Annotated in this window: 16 protein-coding genes; 5 read left to right on the forward strand and 11 right to left on the reverse strand. The window is 72.3% G+C overall.

Going from position 1 to position 14700, the window contains the following annotated elements; translation table 11 throughout:
• Positions 1-290: 290 nt before the first annotated feature.
• The 5 genes from B0I32_RS37380 to B0I32_RS37400 all read right to left on the reverse strand — a co-directional run bounded on the left by B0I32_RS37380 (position 291) and on the right by B0I32_RS37400 (position 4393).
• Positions 291-956 (reverse strand): response regulator, encoded by a 666-nt coding sequence (locus B0I32_RS37380; protein WP_106247814.1) that lies wholly within the window; start codon positions 954-956, stop codon positions 291-293.
• Positions 953-2248, reverse strand: coding sequence for a sensor histidine kinase (locus tag B0I32_RS37385; RefSeq protein ID WP_146178464.1), 1296 nt, complete (start codon positions 2246-2248; stop codon positions 953-955). The genes B0I32_RS37380 and B0I32_RS37385 overlap by 4 nt, the downstream gene beginning before the upstream one ends.
• 129 nt (positions 2249-2377) lie before the next feature.
• Complete coding sequence (locus B0I32_RS37390; protein WP_181308219.1) at positions 2378-3259, reverse strand: alpha/beta fold hydrolase; 882 nt, start codon at positions 3257-3259, stop codon at positions 2378-2380.
• Between the two features lie 52 nt (positions 3260-3311).
• Positions 3312-3890 (reverse strand): TetR/AcrR family transcriptional regulator, encoded by a 579-nt coding sequence (locus B0I32_RS37395; RefSeq protein WP_106247818.1) that lies wholly within the window; start codon positions 3888-3890, stop codon positions 3312-3314.
• A 269-nt stretch (positions 3891-4159) separates the two neighbouring features.
• Positions 4160-4393, reverse strand: a complete 234-nt coding sequence (locus B0I32_RS37400; protein ID WP_181308221.1) for a hypothetical protein — start codon at positions 4391-4393, stop codon at positions 4160-4162.
• 56 nt (positions 4394-4449) lie between these two features.
• Here B0I32_RS37400 and B0I32_RS58145 point away from each other — a divergent pair, with 56 nt between their 5' ends.
• Positions 4450-4602, forward strand: a complete 153-nt coding sequence (locus B0I32_RS58145; RefSeq protein ID WP_181308223.1) for a hypothetical protein — start codon at positions 4450-4452, stop codon at positions 4600-4602.
• Between the two features lie 579 nt (positions 4603-5181).
• Positions 5182-5649 carry a lamin tail domain-containing protein gene (locus B0I32_RS37405; protein ID WP_106247819.1) on the forward strand — a complete coding sequence of 156 codons (468 nt, stop codon included), beginning with the start codon at positions 5182-5184 and terminating at the stop codon, positions 5647-5649.
• A gap of 36 nt (positions 5650-5685) precedes the next feature.
• Here the strand turns inward: B0I32_RS37405 and B0I32_RS58150 are convergent, their stop codons facing one another.
• The 3 genes from B0I32_RS58150 to B0I32_RS37415 are packed head-to-tail and all read right to left on the reverse strand — an operon-like array spanning position 5686 to position 6756.
• The gene (locus tag B0I32_RS58150; protein ID WP_181308225.1) at positions 5686-5835 is read right to left on the reverse strand and encodes a hypothetical protein; all 150 of its coding nucleotides are present in this window, start codon (positions 5833-5835) and stop codon (positions 5686-5688) included.
• A 54-nt stretch (positions 5836-5889) separates the two neighbouring features.
• Positions 5890-6072 (reverse strand): hypothetical protein, encoded by a 183-nt coding sequence (locus B0I32_RS37410; protein WP_146178465.1) that lies wholly within the window; start codon positions 6070-6072, stop codon positions 5890-5892.
• Positions 6073-6123: 51 nt separating this feature from the next.
• Positions 6124-6756 (reverse strand): GntR family transcriptional regulator, encoded by a 633-nt coding sequence (locus B0I32_RS37415; protein ID WP_245956255.1) that lies wholly within the window; start codon positions 6754-6756, stop codon positions 6124-6126.
• Between the two features lie 58 nt (positions 6757-6814).
• Between B0I32_RS37415 and aceE the strand changes: the two genes are divergently transcribed.
• From aceE to B0I32_RS37430, 3 genes are all read left to right on the forward strand, one after another.
• Positions 6815-9271, forward strand: a complete 2457-nt coding sequence (aceE, locus tag B0I32_RS37420; RefSeq protein ID WP_245956256.1) for a pyruvate dehydrogenase (acetyl-transferring), homodimeric type — start codon at positions 6815-6817, stop codon at positions 9269-9271.
• Positions 9272-9349: 78 nt separating this feature from the next.
• Positions 9350-10828, forward strand: coding sequence for a glycoside hydrolase family 6 protein (locus B0I32_RS37425; RefSeq protein ID WP_245956257.1), 1479 nt, complete (start codon positions 9350-9352; stop codon positions 10826-10828).
• 13 nt (positions 10829-10841) lie between these two features.
• Positions 10842-12197, forward strand: coding sequence for a hemolysin (locus B0I32_RS37430; protein WP_106247826.1), 1356 nt, complete (start codon positions 10842-10844; stop codon positions 12195-12197).
• Positions 12198-12201: 4 nt separating this feature from the next.
• Here the strand turns inward: B0I32_RS37430 and B0I32_RS37435 are convergent, their stop codons facing one another.
• The 3 genes from B0I32_RS37435 to B0I32_RS37445 are packed head-to-tail and all read right to left on the reverse strand — an operon-like array spanning position 12202 to position 14672.
• Positions 12202-13758 (reverse strand): phospholipase D family protein, encoded by a 1557-nt coding sequence (locus B0I32_RS37435; protein WP_106247827.1) that lies wholly within the window; start codon positions 13756-13758, stop codon positions 12202-12204.
• Positions 13759-13768: 10 nt separating this feature from the next.
• On the reverse strand, positions 13769-14458 hold the full coding sequence (locus B0I32_RS37440) for an ATP-binding protein (protein ID WP_219912210.1): 690 nt from the start codon (positions 14456-14458) through the stop codon (positions 13769-13771).
• A complete protein-coding gene (locus B0I32_RS37445; protein WP_106247830.1) occupies positions 14421-14672 on the reverse strand; it encodes a hypothetical protein in 252 nt (83 codons plus the stop codon). The genes B0I32_RS37440 and B0I32_RS37445 overlap by 38 nt, the downstream gene beginning before the upstream one ends.
• Between the last annotated feature and the right edge of the window lie 28 nt (positions 14673-14700).

The following is a 14700-nucleotide window of genomic DNA, read 5'->3' on the forward strand; positions in this document are numbered from 1 at the left end:
GGTGCCCTGTCTGTCGCTGGTGATTCGGTTGCCGGGTGCCCAACGTAGGCAGCCGCGGGCGGAAGCGGATCTGTCTGCGGTCCGGACTTCTGGACGGCGTCTGCGACCGTGGTCGTAGGGCGAGAGCGTCCAGGTCGTAGGGCAAGAGCGCCCAGGTGGTAAGGCGGGCCGCGGCCGGTGGCGTCGGGGTGCGACGAGGAGTGTGGACGGACGCGGAGGGACACAGAGGGATACGGAGGGACACGGGGGACACGGAGGGACGCGCGTGAACGGGAGGACGCGGCCCGGGGTTATCGACGGTCGGGGGTGGCCAGGCCGGTCTCGAAGGCGAAGAGGACCAGCGCGACCCGGTCGCGGCAGCGCAGTTTCGCCAGCAGGTTGCCGACGTGGGTCTTCACCGTGCCCTCGGCCAGGTGCAGCCGGGCCGCGATCTCGGTGTTGGTGGCCCCGGTCGCGATGGCGTCGAGCACCTCGGCCTCCCGTGGCGTGATCAGCGCGAGGCGTTCGTCGGTGGCGGCCGGCCCGCCCGGCAGCCGGTCGGCGAAGTGGGCGATCAGCCGCCGGGTCGCGGACGGCGCGACGACCGAGCCGCCGGCGGCGACGCCGCGGACCGCCGCCAGCAGCTCCTCCTGGCGGGCGTCCTTGAGCATGAAGCCGGCCGCGCCCGCGCGCAGCGCCGCGAAGACGTACTCGTCCAGGTCGAACGTGGTCAGGATGAGCACCCGCGCCGGATGCCCGAGCCGGGTCAGCCGCCTGGTCGCCTCGACGCCGTCCATGACCGGCATCCGGACGTCCATCAGCACCACGTCGGCGGTGAGGCCGCGCAGCTTCGTGACCGCCTCCCGGCCGTCACCGGCCTCGCCCACCACGGTCAGGTCGTCCTGCGACTCGATCATCATCCGCAGCCCGGCGCGGACGAGCCGCTGGTCGTCGACGAGGAACAGGCTGAGCGTCATCCGGCCGCCGCCCCCGTCGCCCGGTGCGCCGGCAGGACCGCGTGCACCTCGAAGCCGCCGCCGGCGCACGGGCCCGCGGTCAGGGTGCCGTCGTGCAGCTGCACCCGTTCGCGCATCGCCACCAGCCCGGTGCCCCGACCGTCGGGCTCCACGGCGTCGCCGCGGCCCTCGGACTCCACGGCGGTGCCGCGGCCGTCGTCACGCACGCGGACGGTGACCTCGTGGCCGGTGACGGTGATGGCGACCTGCGCACGGGCGGCCGGGCCGGCGTGGCGGAGCACGTTCGTCAGGCTCTCCTGGACGATCCGGTACACCGTCACCCCGGCCAGCGGGCTCATGGCGCCCGGGTCGCCCTGGACGCGGAGCCGGGCCCGGCCGCCGAGGCGGGCCACCAGGTCGGCGACGTCGTCGAGCCCGACGGCCGGCCGGTAGTCGGCGGCCGGTCCAGGCTCGTGCCGGCGCAGCATCGCCACCACCTGGCGCAGCTCGTCGAGCGCCTCCCTGGAGGTGTCGGCGATCACCGTGAGGATCTCCTGGGACCGGTGCGGATGGCGCGCCACCATCGCCCGGCCGCCCTCGGCCTGCACGGCGATGACGGCCAGCGAGTGTGCCACCAGGTCGTGGATCTCGCGGGCCACCTCGTGGCGTTCGTCGTCGGCGGCCCGGCGGATCGCGCGCTCCCGCTCGGCCAGCGCGGACTGCTGCCGCTCGGCGCGTTCCCGCTCCTGCCGCACCAGCAGTTCCTCGCGCTCGCGGGCCCGGCGGCCGACGACGAACGCGGCGACGACGACGGCGCCGTGGCCGACGATCGAAGTCACCCAGCTCCCCAGGGACGGCGCCTCCAGCTGGACGCTGAGCCATCTGGCCGGCCCGATCACCGCTCCGGCGAGCCCCACCGCCAGCGCGGCCCTGGCCGCCGTGGTCGTCGACCAGCGGGCCAGGCTGTGCACGACGACCGGCACGGCCACGACCGACACCGTCGGGTCCTGCAGCACGACGACGTGCAGCGCGGCGGCGACGGTCACGGTGACCAGCGCCGCCCACGGGCAGGCCCGGCGCAGCACCAGCGGCACGCACATCGCCACGACGAGCGCCGCGTGCGGCAGGTACGGCAGGATGACGACGCCCGCCACGGCCAGCCCGACGGCGAGCCCGGCATCACGCAGCAGCCGCCCGGCGGGGTGGGTGTCACGCAGCAGCCGGGCGGCCGGGTGAGTGCGGCGCGGCAGGGGGGCGGCCACGCCGGGTTCACGCGGCGGCCGGGTGACGGTGGAGCGGTGCGGGGCAGGCATGGCGCCTACCACCGTAGACGGGACCAGCGCCGTTGCCATCCGACCACGGTCGCAGATCGCCTCAGCCTCTCGTCTGACACAAAGCAGTGCTCCGATGCCGGCGACCGCCGCGTGGGTCGCGGGACCCCGTCATGCGCTCCTGGCCAGGAACGGCAGCATCACGTCGGCCATCTCGTCGGGCACCTCTTCGGCGAGGTCATGGCCCGCGTCGAAGACATGACCGGTGACGTCGTGGGCCATGAGCCGCAGCTGGGACTCGTTGCGTGCGCCGATGAAGGCCGAGCCGCCCAGCGCCAGGACCGGGAGATCAAGCTTGCGCCGCGCCGCCTGCCGGTTCTGCTCGGCGTCCACCAGCATCGCCCGGTAGATCGACAACATCGCGCGGATGCCGCCGGGCATGGAGTAGGTGCGCACGTACTCCTCGATGGCGTCGGGGGTGGCCGAGTCGGGGTGGGTGCGCTCGTTCTTGATCATGTACGTGATCAGCTCGCGTTCGTGGCCGGAGATCAGCATCTCGGGCACGTCGGGCTGGAAGTAGAAGCCCAGATGCCACAGGTGCAGGCCGCTGGAGACGTTCTCCGGGGTGAGCGCGGTGTGCTCCTCGAAGCCGAACCCGGGGAACAGCGCCTCGGCGAAGACGAGGGCCCCGACGTGTTCCGGGTGCCGGGCGGCGAGCTGGTAGCCGATCACCGCGCCCCAGTCCTCGCCCGCCACGGCGTACCTCTCGTGCCCGAGGCGCGCCATGAGCTCGGCGACGTCCTCGCTCATCGTCACGGAGTCGTAGCCGTCGGCGGGGCGCGCCGAGTCGCCGAGGCCGCGCAGGTCCGGCACGACGACGGTGTGGTGGGGCGTGAGCCTCTTGAGCAGGTGACGCCAGTGGTAGCCGGTCTTGGGCACGCCGTGCAGCAGCACCACGGCCGGTCCTGAACCGGCCGTCCGGTAGTGCAGGCTCGTTCCGTTGACGGCGGCCCGGCCGGTGCGGAGTGGCTGGCCGTCGTGGTCGTACATCATGGGTTTACTCGTACTTTCTGGATCGGTTGATACAGTATGAGGGCAGGAGAAATCAGTCGAGGGCGGTCAGCGCGACCTCCACGAGGGGTTCGAGGGCGCGGGCGTCCGGCGTGATCTTCGACGAGACCAGCAGCCCGTTGAGGAAGGTGACGAGGAAGGCGGCCAGCGTGCCGGGGTCATGGCGGGCCGCCACCTCGCCCCGCTCCGCCGCGGCGCGCAGCACCTCGGCCAGCGCCTCCTGGCTGGCGTCCTGCATGTCCCGTACGACGCGCCGGATCGACGGGTCCTCCGGCAGGCGCTCGCACGCGGCGTTGACCGCCAGGCAGCCCTGACCGCCGTTGCCCACGGCTATCCGGATCCGCTCCACGAGCATCGCGCGGATCGCCGAACGGGCGTCCGCGCCCTCGGCCAGGTCGCGCAGCGCGGTCGCGGCCAGGGTGGTGCGGTAATGCTCCAGCGCCGCGCGATAGAGGCCGTCCTTGTCGCCGAACGCCGCGTACAGCGAGCCCTGGCCAATGCCCAGGCGCCGGGTCAGGTCGCGCAGCGAGGTCGCCTCGTAGCCGCGCGTCCAGAACAGCTCCATCGCCCGGCTCACCGCGGCCTCGGTGTCGAACTCCCGCGTCCTCGCCATGCCCCCACCGTAACACTCTTTCTGGAGCAATCGATCCACAAAGCCGGGGACCCCCGTTCGCGGGATGACGATGGGGCCGCCTTCCCGATGGCATGGGGAGAGGGCCGCACCGGCGGCTGGTGCGACCCTCTCGGTCTTCCGGTTCAGGCGGAATGTGGTGAGGCGAGACTGCCGTGACACGGCTCGCCTCGGCTCAGGTCGGTTGCTTCGGTTGCTCGGTTCGGTTGATCGGCTTGGCTCGGTCGGTACGTCGGTTCGGCTTGGAGCGGCTACTCGGCGTTGGCCGGCAGGTCAGCGGCCTCCGCCGCCGCCGCCTCCGCCACCACCGCCGCCTCCACCGCCGCCTCCGCCTCCACCGCCGCCTCCGCCGCCGCCACCTCCGCCGCCGCCTCCACCGCCGCCTCCACCGATGTTCTGGTTGTTGATGTCGATGTTGGCGCCGCCTCCGCCGCCTCCACCTCCACCTCCACCTCCACCGCCGCCGCCTCCGCCGCCACCTCCATGGCCGCGGGCCCGGCACCTGGCCGGGTTCCGGTGGAATCGGCAGGGATGCTGCGTCGTGAGGGTCTCCGTGGACGTCGTGCGCTGCGCGGTGGGCTCGGCGGCCGCGGGCGGAGCCGATGCCGCCACGGGGACGACGAGAGCCGAGGCCGCCATGGCGGCGGCCGCGAGGATGTTCTTGGCGCTGTTCATGCCAGTTCACCTCCGCTGAGGCTGGCGTTGGGGGGCCACTCGGGTCCTCGATGGGACACCGGGTTCTCGGCCCGGACTTGGTTTCCACGCTAGGACGCGGCCCGGGCCGGACCGATCTCACGGCGGCAAAGGCTCGGCCCCCCTAATTTGGGGCGGCGGGAGCGGCCGGCGCGAGGTGGTGAGGATCGTAAGACGCGGCATCTCCGGGGCCAAAGAGCAGGCCAACGACGGCCGCCGTACATCCATGAAAGCCGATGACGGGCGCGCGATGCATCGCGTCCTGAGGAGAAGTCGGTAAAGGGCCGCGGGGTTCCGGGCCCCCGCCGGCGGCGGGCGCGCGGGGGAGGCCGGTTCGCGCGGGCTTTACGACCTGAAGCGGCGGTAGAGCAGGCGGCCCGATCCGGTTGCGGTTACGTGACCGTCGCGGGCCTCCGGACAGGGGGCGCCGCTGCGCTCAGTAGCGTCCGGCGATCGATGCGTAGCCCGGCCGGGCCTGGGCGCCGAGCGGAGACCGAACCGATATGGGAACGGTCCATTCGCCCGCCAGATCATCCATAAGATCGTTTTCCGCATATCGCCCATCACAGGAGGATCTGTCGTGCGTATCCCCACGGTGCTGGCGGCCACCGCGTTGACCGTCGCCGTCGTCTCCCAGCCGGCCCACGCGGCGGCGGCGCCCGCCGTCGTGTTCACCAAGATCTACTACGACTCGCCCGGCTCGCCGGACTTCGGTAAGAACAGCAGCCTGAACGGCGAGTACGCGCAGATCAGGAACCGGACGAAGAAGGCCGTCAGTCTCAAGGGGTGGACCCTGCGGGACGCCACGAAGCGGCCCGACCACGTGTACACCTTCGGCGCGTTCACCCTCGGCGCCGGCAAGACGGTCACCGTACGGACCGGCAAGGGCAAGGACACCGGCACCACGCGCTACTGGAACAGGAGCGGGGGCACCTACGCCTACATCTGGAACCAGACCGCGGACACGGGCTACCTGCGCGACGCGTCCGGCCGGCTGATCGACTCCTGCTCGTACAACTCCTCGCGGGCCGCCTTCAGGATCTGCTGAACCTGACGCCAGGAGAGCGGCCCGCGGGTCCGGGGGTCAATGGCGCCGCGAGCGCCACCGGCTGAGGAAGCGCCGGGCCTTCTCCTGGTTGTGCGGGTCGCGGGCCATCCGCTTGACCTTCTCGACGTTCTGTCTGCCCTTGGGGCTGCGCAGGTACGCGCGCACCCGATCCATGACCGTTGCCATGGGCACCCACTACCCCGTCTGGCCCGATGGATGCCCGCCGCTTCGGGGTGATCCCTAGGCCGGGGATGTTCGCTCCGCGCCCTGGGCGGCGGGGGAGGCGGCGGGCGGTGTCTCGGCCTGCGGGGAAGGGTGCGGGGGCGCCTGGTCGACGATGGTCTGGATCGCCGCCCTCCGCCTTTCGATGCCCGCCCCGTCGATGCTGATCTGCCGCCTGCGTCGGATCCTGTCGTCAGTCACGCTGAGTAGCGTATTGAGCCGGCCCCCCAACGGTGGGTCACGAGAGGCTCATCAATGGTTGGTCCCCGTCGGCGCCGGGGCGGGCGCGTACGCGAGGACGTGGTCGTGCAGCATCGCGCCCGCCCGGGGATCGTCCCGCTCGAACGCCTCCACCAGCGGCTCGTGATCACGGGCGTTCTCGTGCGGTCGCATCCGGAACAGCCGGATCGACAGATGCGTCCACACCTCCACGCCCAGCGACTCCCACACCGACATCAGCACGGCGTTGCCCGCCGCCGCCACGATCTCCCGGTGGAAGCCGACCCCGTGCCGCACCTGCTCGGTGAGCGACCCGCCGGCGGTGGCCTCCTGCAGGCGGTGCAGATGCCGGCGCAGCGCGTGCACGTCAGGACGCCCGAGCCGGACGGCCGTCTCCTCAAGACCCGCCCGCACCTGGTAGACCTCGCGCAGGTCGGCTTCGGTGATGCCGCGCACCTGGGCGCCCCTGTTGGGCGAGGACTCGATCAGCCGCAGCGCCTCCAGCTCGCGCAGCGCCTCGCGGACGGGGGCCTGGCTGACGCCGAGTTCGGCGGCCACCCGCCGCTCGACGATGCGGTCGCCCGGCGCGTAACGGCCGCTGATCAGCCCGTCCACGACCGCCTGCCGGATCTGGTCGCGGAGTGGAGCCCGCACAACCGGTTTCACGGGTGAAATCCTACCCCGCAACACATCGGATGATCGATCATAGGGTGTAATGGTATACATGGAGACAGACCGGAACCCCCAAGAGACGGCCGAATGGCTCGAGTCGCTGGAGGCCGTACGGCGCCAGGCAGGCCCCGAGCGGGCCGAGTTCCTGTTGCGGCGGCTGGCCACGAGCGGCCGCTATCTCAACACCGTTCCCACCGAGGACGAGCCCGTCTACCCGGGCGACCTCGAGATGGAACAGCGGATCGCGGCGTACGACCGGTGGAACGCCGCCGCGATGATCACCCGAGGGAGCAAGCTCGGCCTCGGCGGCCACCTGGCCACCTACGCCTCGGCCGCGTGGCTCTACGAGGTCGGCTTCAACCACTTCTTCCACGGCGGCCACGACCAGGTCTACTTCCAGGGTCACGCCTCACCCGGCATCTACGCCCGCGCCTTCCTGGAGGGCCGGCTGAGCGAGGAACGGCTCGACCTGTTCCGGCGCGAGCCGGAGGGCGGCCTGCCGTCCTACCCGCACCCGCGGGCCCTGCCGGACTTCTGGCAGTTCCCCACCGTGTCCATGGGGATCGGGCCGCTCAACGCCATCTACCAGGCCAGGTTCAACCGCTACCTGCACAACCGCGGCATCAAGGACACCTCGGCCTCCCACGTATGGGCCTTCCTCGGCGACGGCGAGATGGACGAGCCCGAGTCCACGGCCGCCCTGACGCTGGCCGCCCGCGAAGGGCTGGACAACCTCACCTTCGTGATCAACTGCAACCTGCAGCGGCTCGACGGCCCCGTACGCGGCAACACCCGCATCGTGCAGGAGCTCGAAAGCGTCTTCCGCGGTGCGGGCTGGAACGTGGTCAAGGCCCTGTGGGGGCAGGACTGGGACGACCTGCTCCGCTCCGACGAGCTGGTGGCCAGGCTGGCGGAGACGCCGGACGGGCAGTTCCAGACGCTCGCCGCCTCTCCCGGCGACTACATCAGGCGGCACCTGTTCCACGGGCTCGACGTGCCGCACTCCGACGAGGAGCTGCGCCGCATCGTGAGCGGCTCGCGGGCCGGCCACGAGCCGCGCAAGGTCTACGCCGCCTACCGCAGCGCCCTGGAGCACCGGGGCGGGCCGACGGTCATCCTCGTCCAGACGGTCAAGGGCTGGACGCTCGGCGCGGGCGTGGAGTCGCGCAACGCCAACCACCAGATGAAGAAGCTCACCCAGGACGAGTTCCGCGCCATGCGCGATCGGCTCGGCCTGCCGGTGAGCGACGCGGCGCTGGCCGGCGACGTCCCCCCGTACCTGCACCCGGGCCCGGACTCGCCGGAGGCCGAGTACGCGCTCGAACGCCGGCGCGCCCTGGGCGGGCCCGTGCCGAGCCGGACGGTCACGCACCGCCCGCTGCCCGATCCGGACGAGCGGCACTTCAGCCGGCTCGCCAAGGGCTCGGCGCAGCCGGTCGCCACCACGATGGCGTTCGTCCGGCTGGCCAAGGACCTGATGCGGGAGCCGGAGACCGGACGGCGGTGGGTGCCGATCGTGCCCGACGAGGCCAGGACGTTCGGCATGGAGTCGCTCTTCCCCACGGCCAAGATCTACTCGCCGCTCGGCCAGCGGTACGACGCCGTGGACCGGGAGCTGCTGCTGTCGTACACGGAGGCGACCGACGGGCAGATCCTGCTGGAGGGCATCACCGAGGCGGGGTCGATGGCGTCGTTCACCGCGGCGGCGTCGAGCTACGCCACCCACGGCGAGCCGATGATCCCCTTCTACATCTTCTACTCGATGTTCGGCTGGCAGCGCACGGGCGACCAGATGTGGGCGCTGGCCGACCAGCTCGGCAAGGGCTTCCTGGTCGGGGCCACGGCGGGCCGCACCACGATGACCGGCGAGGGGCTGCAGCACGCGGACGGGCACTCCCAGCTGCTCGCCTCCGTCAACCCCGCCTGCCTGGCCTACGACCCGGCGTTCGCGTACGAGGTGGGCGTGATCGTACGGGACGGGCTGCGCCGGATGTACGGCCCGGCGGCCGAGGACGTGTTCTACTACCTGACCGTCTACAACGAGCCGATGCCGCAGCCCGCGATGCCGGAAGGCGTCGAGGAGGGCATCGTCAAGGGCATCTACCGCTACCGCGAGGGCGGCGGGCAGGCCCACCTGCTGGCCAGCGGCACCGCGATCCACTGGGCGCTGGAGGCGCAGCGGCTGCTGGAGGAGGAGTACGGGCTGGGCGTGGACGTCTGGTCGGTCACCTCGTGGAGCGAGCTGCGACGCGACGCGATGACCGCGACCGGCGTGCCCTACCTGCGCCAGGCCATGGCCGGCACGCGGGGGCCCGTGATCGCGGTCAGCGACTGGATGCGGGCCGTGCCCGACCAGATCGCCCCCTTCGTCCAGCGGCCGTGGACCTCGCTCGGCACCGACGGCTTCGGGCTGTCGGGCACGCGCGAGTCCGTACGCAGGCACTTCGGCGTCGACCCGCGCTCGATCGCGGACGCCGTGCTGAAGGCGGTGGAGGAAGCGGAGGGCTGAGACGCCCCTGGGGGCCGGGGCCCTGGGTCGCGGGGTGCCCGTGACAAGGTCACTTGACCGTGTCAGAGGGAGTCGGCAATGATCATCGCCCAGCCGTACCTCCCCCAGAAAGGGCACCACGTGCGCTTGTTATCGGCAAGACGCGCGGCACTGGCCGCGACCCTGACCGCCGTCACCTTGACGGGCGGCGTCCTCGCCGCCCCGGCCCCCGCCTCGGCCGCCGCCCAGCTCATCGCGAACGGCACCTTCGCCGGCACCACCGCCCCCTGGGCCGCCCTCGGGCAGGCCACCGTCACGGCCGAGTCGGGCCTCATGCGGGTCCAGGTCAGGCAGAACGTGGCCAACCCCTGGGACGCGATGGTGGCCTCGCCCACCACCGCCGCCCTGAACCCGGGCAGCAGCTACACCCTCTCCTTCGACGCGTACGCCACCACCTCCTTCACCGCCAAGGCCACGGTCCAGTACACCGCCACCCCGAGCAGCAACCAGTCGCTGGCCACGGACGTGCCGCTGACCGCGACGAGCAGGCGCTACAGCTTCCCGTTCACGGCCGCCCAGGCCGGCGCCACCGCGGCCGAGGTGACCTTCCAGCTCGGCGGTTCCGGCGGCACGCCGGTCGTCCGCTTCGACAACGTCTCGCTGATGGAGACGCAGACGAGCCGCCCGACCGGCCTGTACGTCTCCCCGCTGTCGCACCCGGCCGACTGGGCCGCCAGGAACTCCGGCACGGCCGAGGGCCAGGCCGTCATGAACGCCATCGGCAGCAAGCCGATCTTCGAGTGGTTCGGCGGCTGGTTCCCCGACATCACCCGGGCCGTGGACACGTACGTGGGCGCCGCGCAGGCCGCGGACAAGCTGCCGATGCTGGTGGCCTACAACATCCCCAACCGCGACGCGTGCGCGCATCTCTCGGGCGGAGGCGCGGGCGACGCCCCGGGTTACCACGCCTGGATCACCGACTTCGCCAAGGCGATCGGCAACCGCCACGCCGTCGTGGTGCTGGAGCCGGACGCGATCGCCGCCGCCCCGTGCCTGCCGGAGATCGGCGAGGACCCAGAGGAGCAGTTCCGGATCCTGCTGGACGCCACCCAGGTGCTGCGCGCCCAGGCGCCGAACGCGTGGGTGTACCTCGACGCGGGCAACGCCACCTGGCGGGCGGCGGACTGGACGGCGACGGCGCTGGTCAAGTCGGGTGTCGCCAACACGCGCGGCTTTTCGGTAAACGTATCCAATTACCTCTCCACCGCCGACAGCGAGCGGTTCGCGGTCGCGGTCAACGGTCACCTGCCCGCGACGGTGGGCGCGAAGAAGTACGTGATCGACACGAGCCGGAACGGCAACGGCCCGTACACCGACGACACTCCCGATGACAACTGGTGCAACCCGCCGGGGCGCAAGCTCGGCACTCCTCCGGTGCGGCAGACGAGCGGGGCCGAGTACCTGTTCTGGGTCAAGGTGCCGGGCGACTCCGACGGCGAGTGCGGGATCGGCGGCTCCATCCCCGCCGGCCAGTTCAGCCCCGGCCTGGCCATGGCCCTGATCAACGGCGCGTCCTGACGTGGGAGGACGGATGTTCAACTGGAGGACGTGCGCGGCGGGCGTGTCCGCCGCCGCGCTGCTGGCCACGGGCGTGGTCAGCACCCCGGCGGCCGCGGCGGCCGATCCCGCCACCTACTACGTCGACAGCGTCGCCGGGCGCGACACCGCCAACGGCACCTCTGAGGCGACCGCCTGGCGCACGCTGGCCAAGGCCAACGCGGCCGACCTGACCCCCGGCTCCAAGCTGCTGCTGCGCCGGGGATCGGCGTGGTCCGAGCAACTGGTGGTCTCCAGGTCGGGCGAGGAGGACAACCCGATCACCGTGGACGCCTACGGCTCCGGCGCCAGGCCCGTGATCAAGGCGGGCCCCGCCTACTCGTGTGTCCTGCTGTCCGGCGACTACATCGAACTGCTGAACGTGCAGGTCGGCGTCAAGGGCGCGGCGCGCTGCCTGTGGTCGGGGGTGACGGTGGAGGGTGACCACAACTTCCTCAAGGGCAACTACTTCACCGGCAACTCGGCCGCCGTCTACATCGACGAGCAGGCCCGCTACACCTCGGTCAACGCCAACGACTTCGTCGACAACAACGTCATGAGCGTCAACACCGACGCCGAGGAGATGGGGGAGGAGTACGCCGACGACGACGCGGGCGCCTTCGCCATCCTGGTGCACGGCGACGACTCCGAGATCTCCTGGAACGACATCAGGGGCTCGATCGCCCAGAGCTACGACTACGTCTGGGACGGCGCGGCCGTCGAGATCTTCAAGGGCTCGCGCACCTGGGTGCACCACAACACCTCGGTGGACAACGACACCTTCACCGAACTGGGCACCGACAGGGAGCCGACGGGCGAGACCAGGGACCCGGACGGCGTCTCGGACAACGTGTTCGAGTACAACGAGATCTACGGCACGCGTACCAGAGGAGGGCTCGTCACCCGGGGGCCGTTCAAGGAGACCCCGGACCACGCGCCGGACGTGAACGGCCCCGTGCTGCGCACGATCTTCAGGAACAACTCGATCAACCTGCCGAACGAGGACGCCGAAGGCGTGGTCTGCGACTCGAACTGCACCAACGAGCACCTGACCATGACCCAGAACGCCGTCTACGCCGCCAAGAAGAGCGCCTACGGGCCCGGCATCACGGGGACCGCCAACTCCTACAACGTGCTGGAAGGCGAGCAGTACCAGCTGGGCGACGACGGCGTCGGCAACGTCTTCGAAGATCCCAAGTTCGACCCGGCCCGCCCGCTCCAGCTGCTCCCCGGCAGCAAGGCGATCGGGCTCGGCCGCCAGGCGTACGGGGAGATCGCGCTGAACGGCGTCGCGATCGGCTCCAACGGCGGCATCGAGGCCGGCGCCTACGAGTACATGCCGGCCCGATAAAGGGTCAGAAGCCGCGCGTGCGCCGCAGGGCGGGCGGGCGGCCGTCCGGATCCACCGCCAGCCGGTACAGAGGCAGCGCCATGAGCTTCTGCGCATGGGACAGGCGCGGCGCCGGATGAGGACGCAGGCGGCCGGGAGGGCGCGACCCCTCCCGGCCGTTCTCGTGCCAGGACTCCAGCTCCCGGGCCGAGCGGGCGAACGCCTCGAACGCGGCCACCGGGTCGCACAACTCGTCCAGCCGATCGGCGGGCAGGTCGAGGTGCTCGCCCATGAGCGACAGCCGCAGGTCCCTGGCGAAGCGCCGGCCACCGGCGGGCGGACGGGGGTCCTCCCGCTCGTCCAGGACGGCGCAGCTCAGCTCGGAGTCGTACGTCCACGACCGCAGGTTGACGTTGTCGGAGCCGACCGCGGCCCAGATGTCGTCCACGACGCACACCTTCGCGTGCACGTACACCGGCGTGCCCTGATGGTTCTCCAGGTCGTAGACGGCCACCCGGTCGCCGCCCGCCGTGAGCAGGCGGCGCAGCGCGTCGACGCGGCCGATGAGGCTGGCCGGACCGGCCAGCCAGCCGTCCTGGTCGGGATGGCGCGGCACCACCACGACCATGCGCAGCTCCGGCTCGCGCTCCAGCGCGCGGGCGAACGGCTCGATCACGTCGGTGGACCACAGGTACTGGTCCTCCAGATAGATCAGCTTGCCGGCGCGGGCCAGCACCTTGCGGTAGGCGTGGGCGATGCTGCGCTCGCCCTCGGGCGCGAACGGGTAGCCGCCGCGCCGGGCCGGATAGGTGCGCAGCAGCTGTACATGGTGGTGACCGGCCCGCGGCGGGGGCGGCCCAGGACGGGGCAGCGGGGGAGCGTCGTCGAGGCGGCCGAGCCGGTCGCGCAGCCGCCGCAGCGGATCGCGGGTCTCGGGGGCGGGGTCCTCCCAGCGCTCGCAGAACACCTGCTCCACCTGCGCCACGGCCGGGCCTTGGATGGAGACCTGGACGTCGTGCCAGGGCGGGCGCGGGCCGTACACGCCGGGCATCGGCGCCGGCTGCGGGTCCCCCTCGTGCGCGGCGTCGTCGCGGCGGCTGTGGCACAGGTCGATGCCGCCGACGAAGGCCACGTCCCGCTCGGGGCCTTCGTCGTGGCGCAGGATGACGAACTTCTGGTGGTGCGAGCCGCCCACGGCGGTGCGCGTGTCGAGCAGGGCCTGCCCGCCGGTGTCCTCGATCTCCTGGCCGAGGTGGCGGTTCTCGGCGGAGCTGAAGCGCAGCAGGTCCAGATGGGAGCGCCAGATGAGGCCGCGGACGAGGGCGCCGCGGCGCGCGGCCGCCGCCATCGCCTCGCCCACGCTCGGCCCGCCGGGGGTCAGCCGCTCGTCGGGGTCGCCCCGCCAGTCGGCGAACAGCAGCAGGTCGTCCGCGCCCAGCCGCTCCAGGTGCGCGCGCAGCTCGGCGAAGTAGGTGGCGCCGTGGACGAGGGGCCGCACGTCGTTGCCCTCCGTCCAGGGATCGAGCCGGGTCGCCGGGTTGCCCCGCTCGTCCCCGGTGAGGAACCAGTCCTGGATGCGCATTCGTCCATCGCTACCCGGGCAGCGGCGGGTGATACCTGTGCCAGGCCGGTTCCGGTCCCCCCGCGGCGGCGGGGCGGTGGGCGGGCAGGCGGACGGTGAACGTGGCGCCGCCGCCCGGCCGGCCGTCCGCGGTGATCGTGCCGTCGTGGCCGTCCACGACCTCCCGTACGAGCGCCAGTCCCAGCCCGAACCGGGCGCCCTCGAACCGGGTGAACAGCCGCTCGGCGTCGCGGGGATCCAGGCCCGCGCCGTCGTCCCTGACCGTGAGCAGCACCGCGTCCCGGCCGCCCGACAGGGTGATCCAGAGCCGCAGCGTGGCCCTGGCGTTCTCGGCCGCGGCCAGCTCGGCGGCCAGCACGGCCAGGTCCACCGGGCCGAACGGGCCGCGCAACTGCTTGAACCTGGCCGCCCGCAGCAGGTTCTCGACCACCTCGCCGAGCTGCCTGGTGCCGTCGACGAGCTGGTCCACCTCGTCGATGAGCAGGATGGGGTCGGTGCCGCCGCGGATGCGGCGCGACAGCAGCTGGGCGCGGGTGTGCAGGCGGGTCAGCGGGGAGCGCAGCTCGTGGCTGACGTCGGCGGCGAAGCGCCGCTGGCGGGCCAGGGCCTCGCCCGGCCGAGCGCCGTCAGCGCGGGCAGGGCCGCGGGCGCGCCGGGTGAGCTCAGGACGGTGCCGTCGGCGCGCAGTTCGTACAGCCACACGCAGGGCGGCGGGTGCGCGACGGGGGAGCCGCGGGGCGGTCCTTGACGGCGACCGCCCGGCCGGGGCCCCGTCCGGCCTCGCGCAGCGCGTCCGTCAGCCGCCGGATCAGCTCCAGCAGCTCGCCGCGCGTGACGATCCTGGCTCCGTGCTCGAACGCCGGGGTCGCGGGGGCAGCGCGCAATGCGTCGAGCAGGGGGGTGGGGAAGAGCATGCTCGGCTCCTCATTCACAGCAGTGGCC

Source organism: Nonomuraea fuscirosea (assembly GCF_003001935.1).
GTDB lineage: Bacteria > Actinomycetota > Actinomycetes > Streptosporangiales > Streptosporangiaceae > Nonomuraea > Nonomuraea fuscirosea.

Coding starts and splice junctions, on each gene's coding strand:
- B0I32_RS37380 (WP_106247814.1), bottom strand. CDS start 956: ATGACGCTCAGCCTGTTCCTCGTCGACGACCAGCGGCTCGTCCGCGCC.
- B0I32_RS37385 (WP_146178464.1), bottom strand. CDS start 2,248: ATGCCTGCCCCGCACCGCTCCACCGTCACCCGGCCGCCGCGTGAACCC.
- B0I32_RS37390 (WP_181308219.1), bottom strand. CDS start 3,259: ATGATGTACGACCACGACGGCCAGCCACTCCGCACCGGCCGGGCCGCC.
- B0I32_RS37395 (WP_106247818.1), bottom strand. CDS start 3,890: ATGGCGAGGACGCGGGAGTTCGACACCGAGGCCGCGGTGAGCCGGGCG.
- B0I32_RS37400 (WP_181308221.1), bottom strand. CDS start 4,393: ATGGAGGTGGCGGCGGAGGCGGCGGCGGTGGAGGTGGAGGTGGAGGTG.
- B0I32_RS58150 (WP_181308225.1), bottom strand. CDS start 5,835: ATGGCAACGGTCATGGATCGGGTGCGCGCGTACCTGCGCAGCCCCAAG.
- aceE (WP_245956256.1), top strand. CDS start 6,815: ATGGAGACAGACCGGAACCCCCAAGAGACGGCCGAATGGCTCGAGTCG.
- B0I32_RS37425 (WP_245956257.1), top strand. CDS start 9,350: ATGATCATCGCCCAGCCGTACCTCCCCCAGAAAGGGCACCACGTGCGC.
- B0I32_RS37430 (WP_106247826.1), top strand. CDS start 10,842: ATGTTCAACTGGAGGACGTGCGCGGCGGGCGTGTCCGCCGCCGCGCTG.
- B0I32_RS37435 (WP_106247827.1), bottom strand. CDS start 13,758: ATGCGCATCCAGGACTGGTTCCTCACCGGGGACGAGCGGGGCAACCCG.
- B0I32_RS37445 (WP_106247830.1), bottom strand. CDS start 14,672: ATGCTCTTCCCCACCCCCCTGCTCGACGCATTGCGCGCTGCCCCCGCG.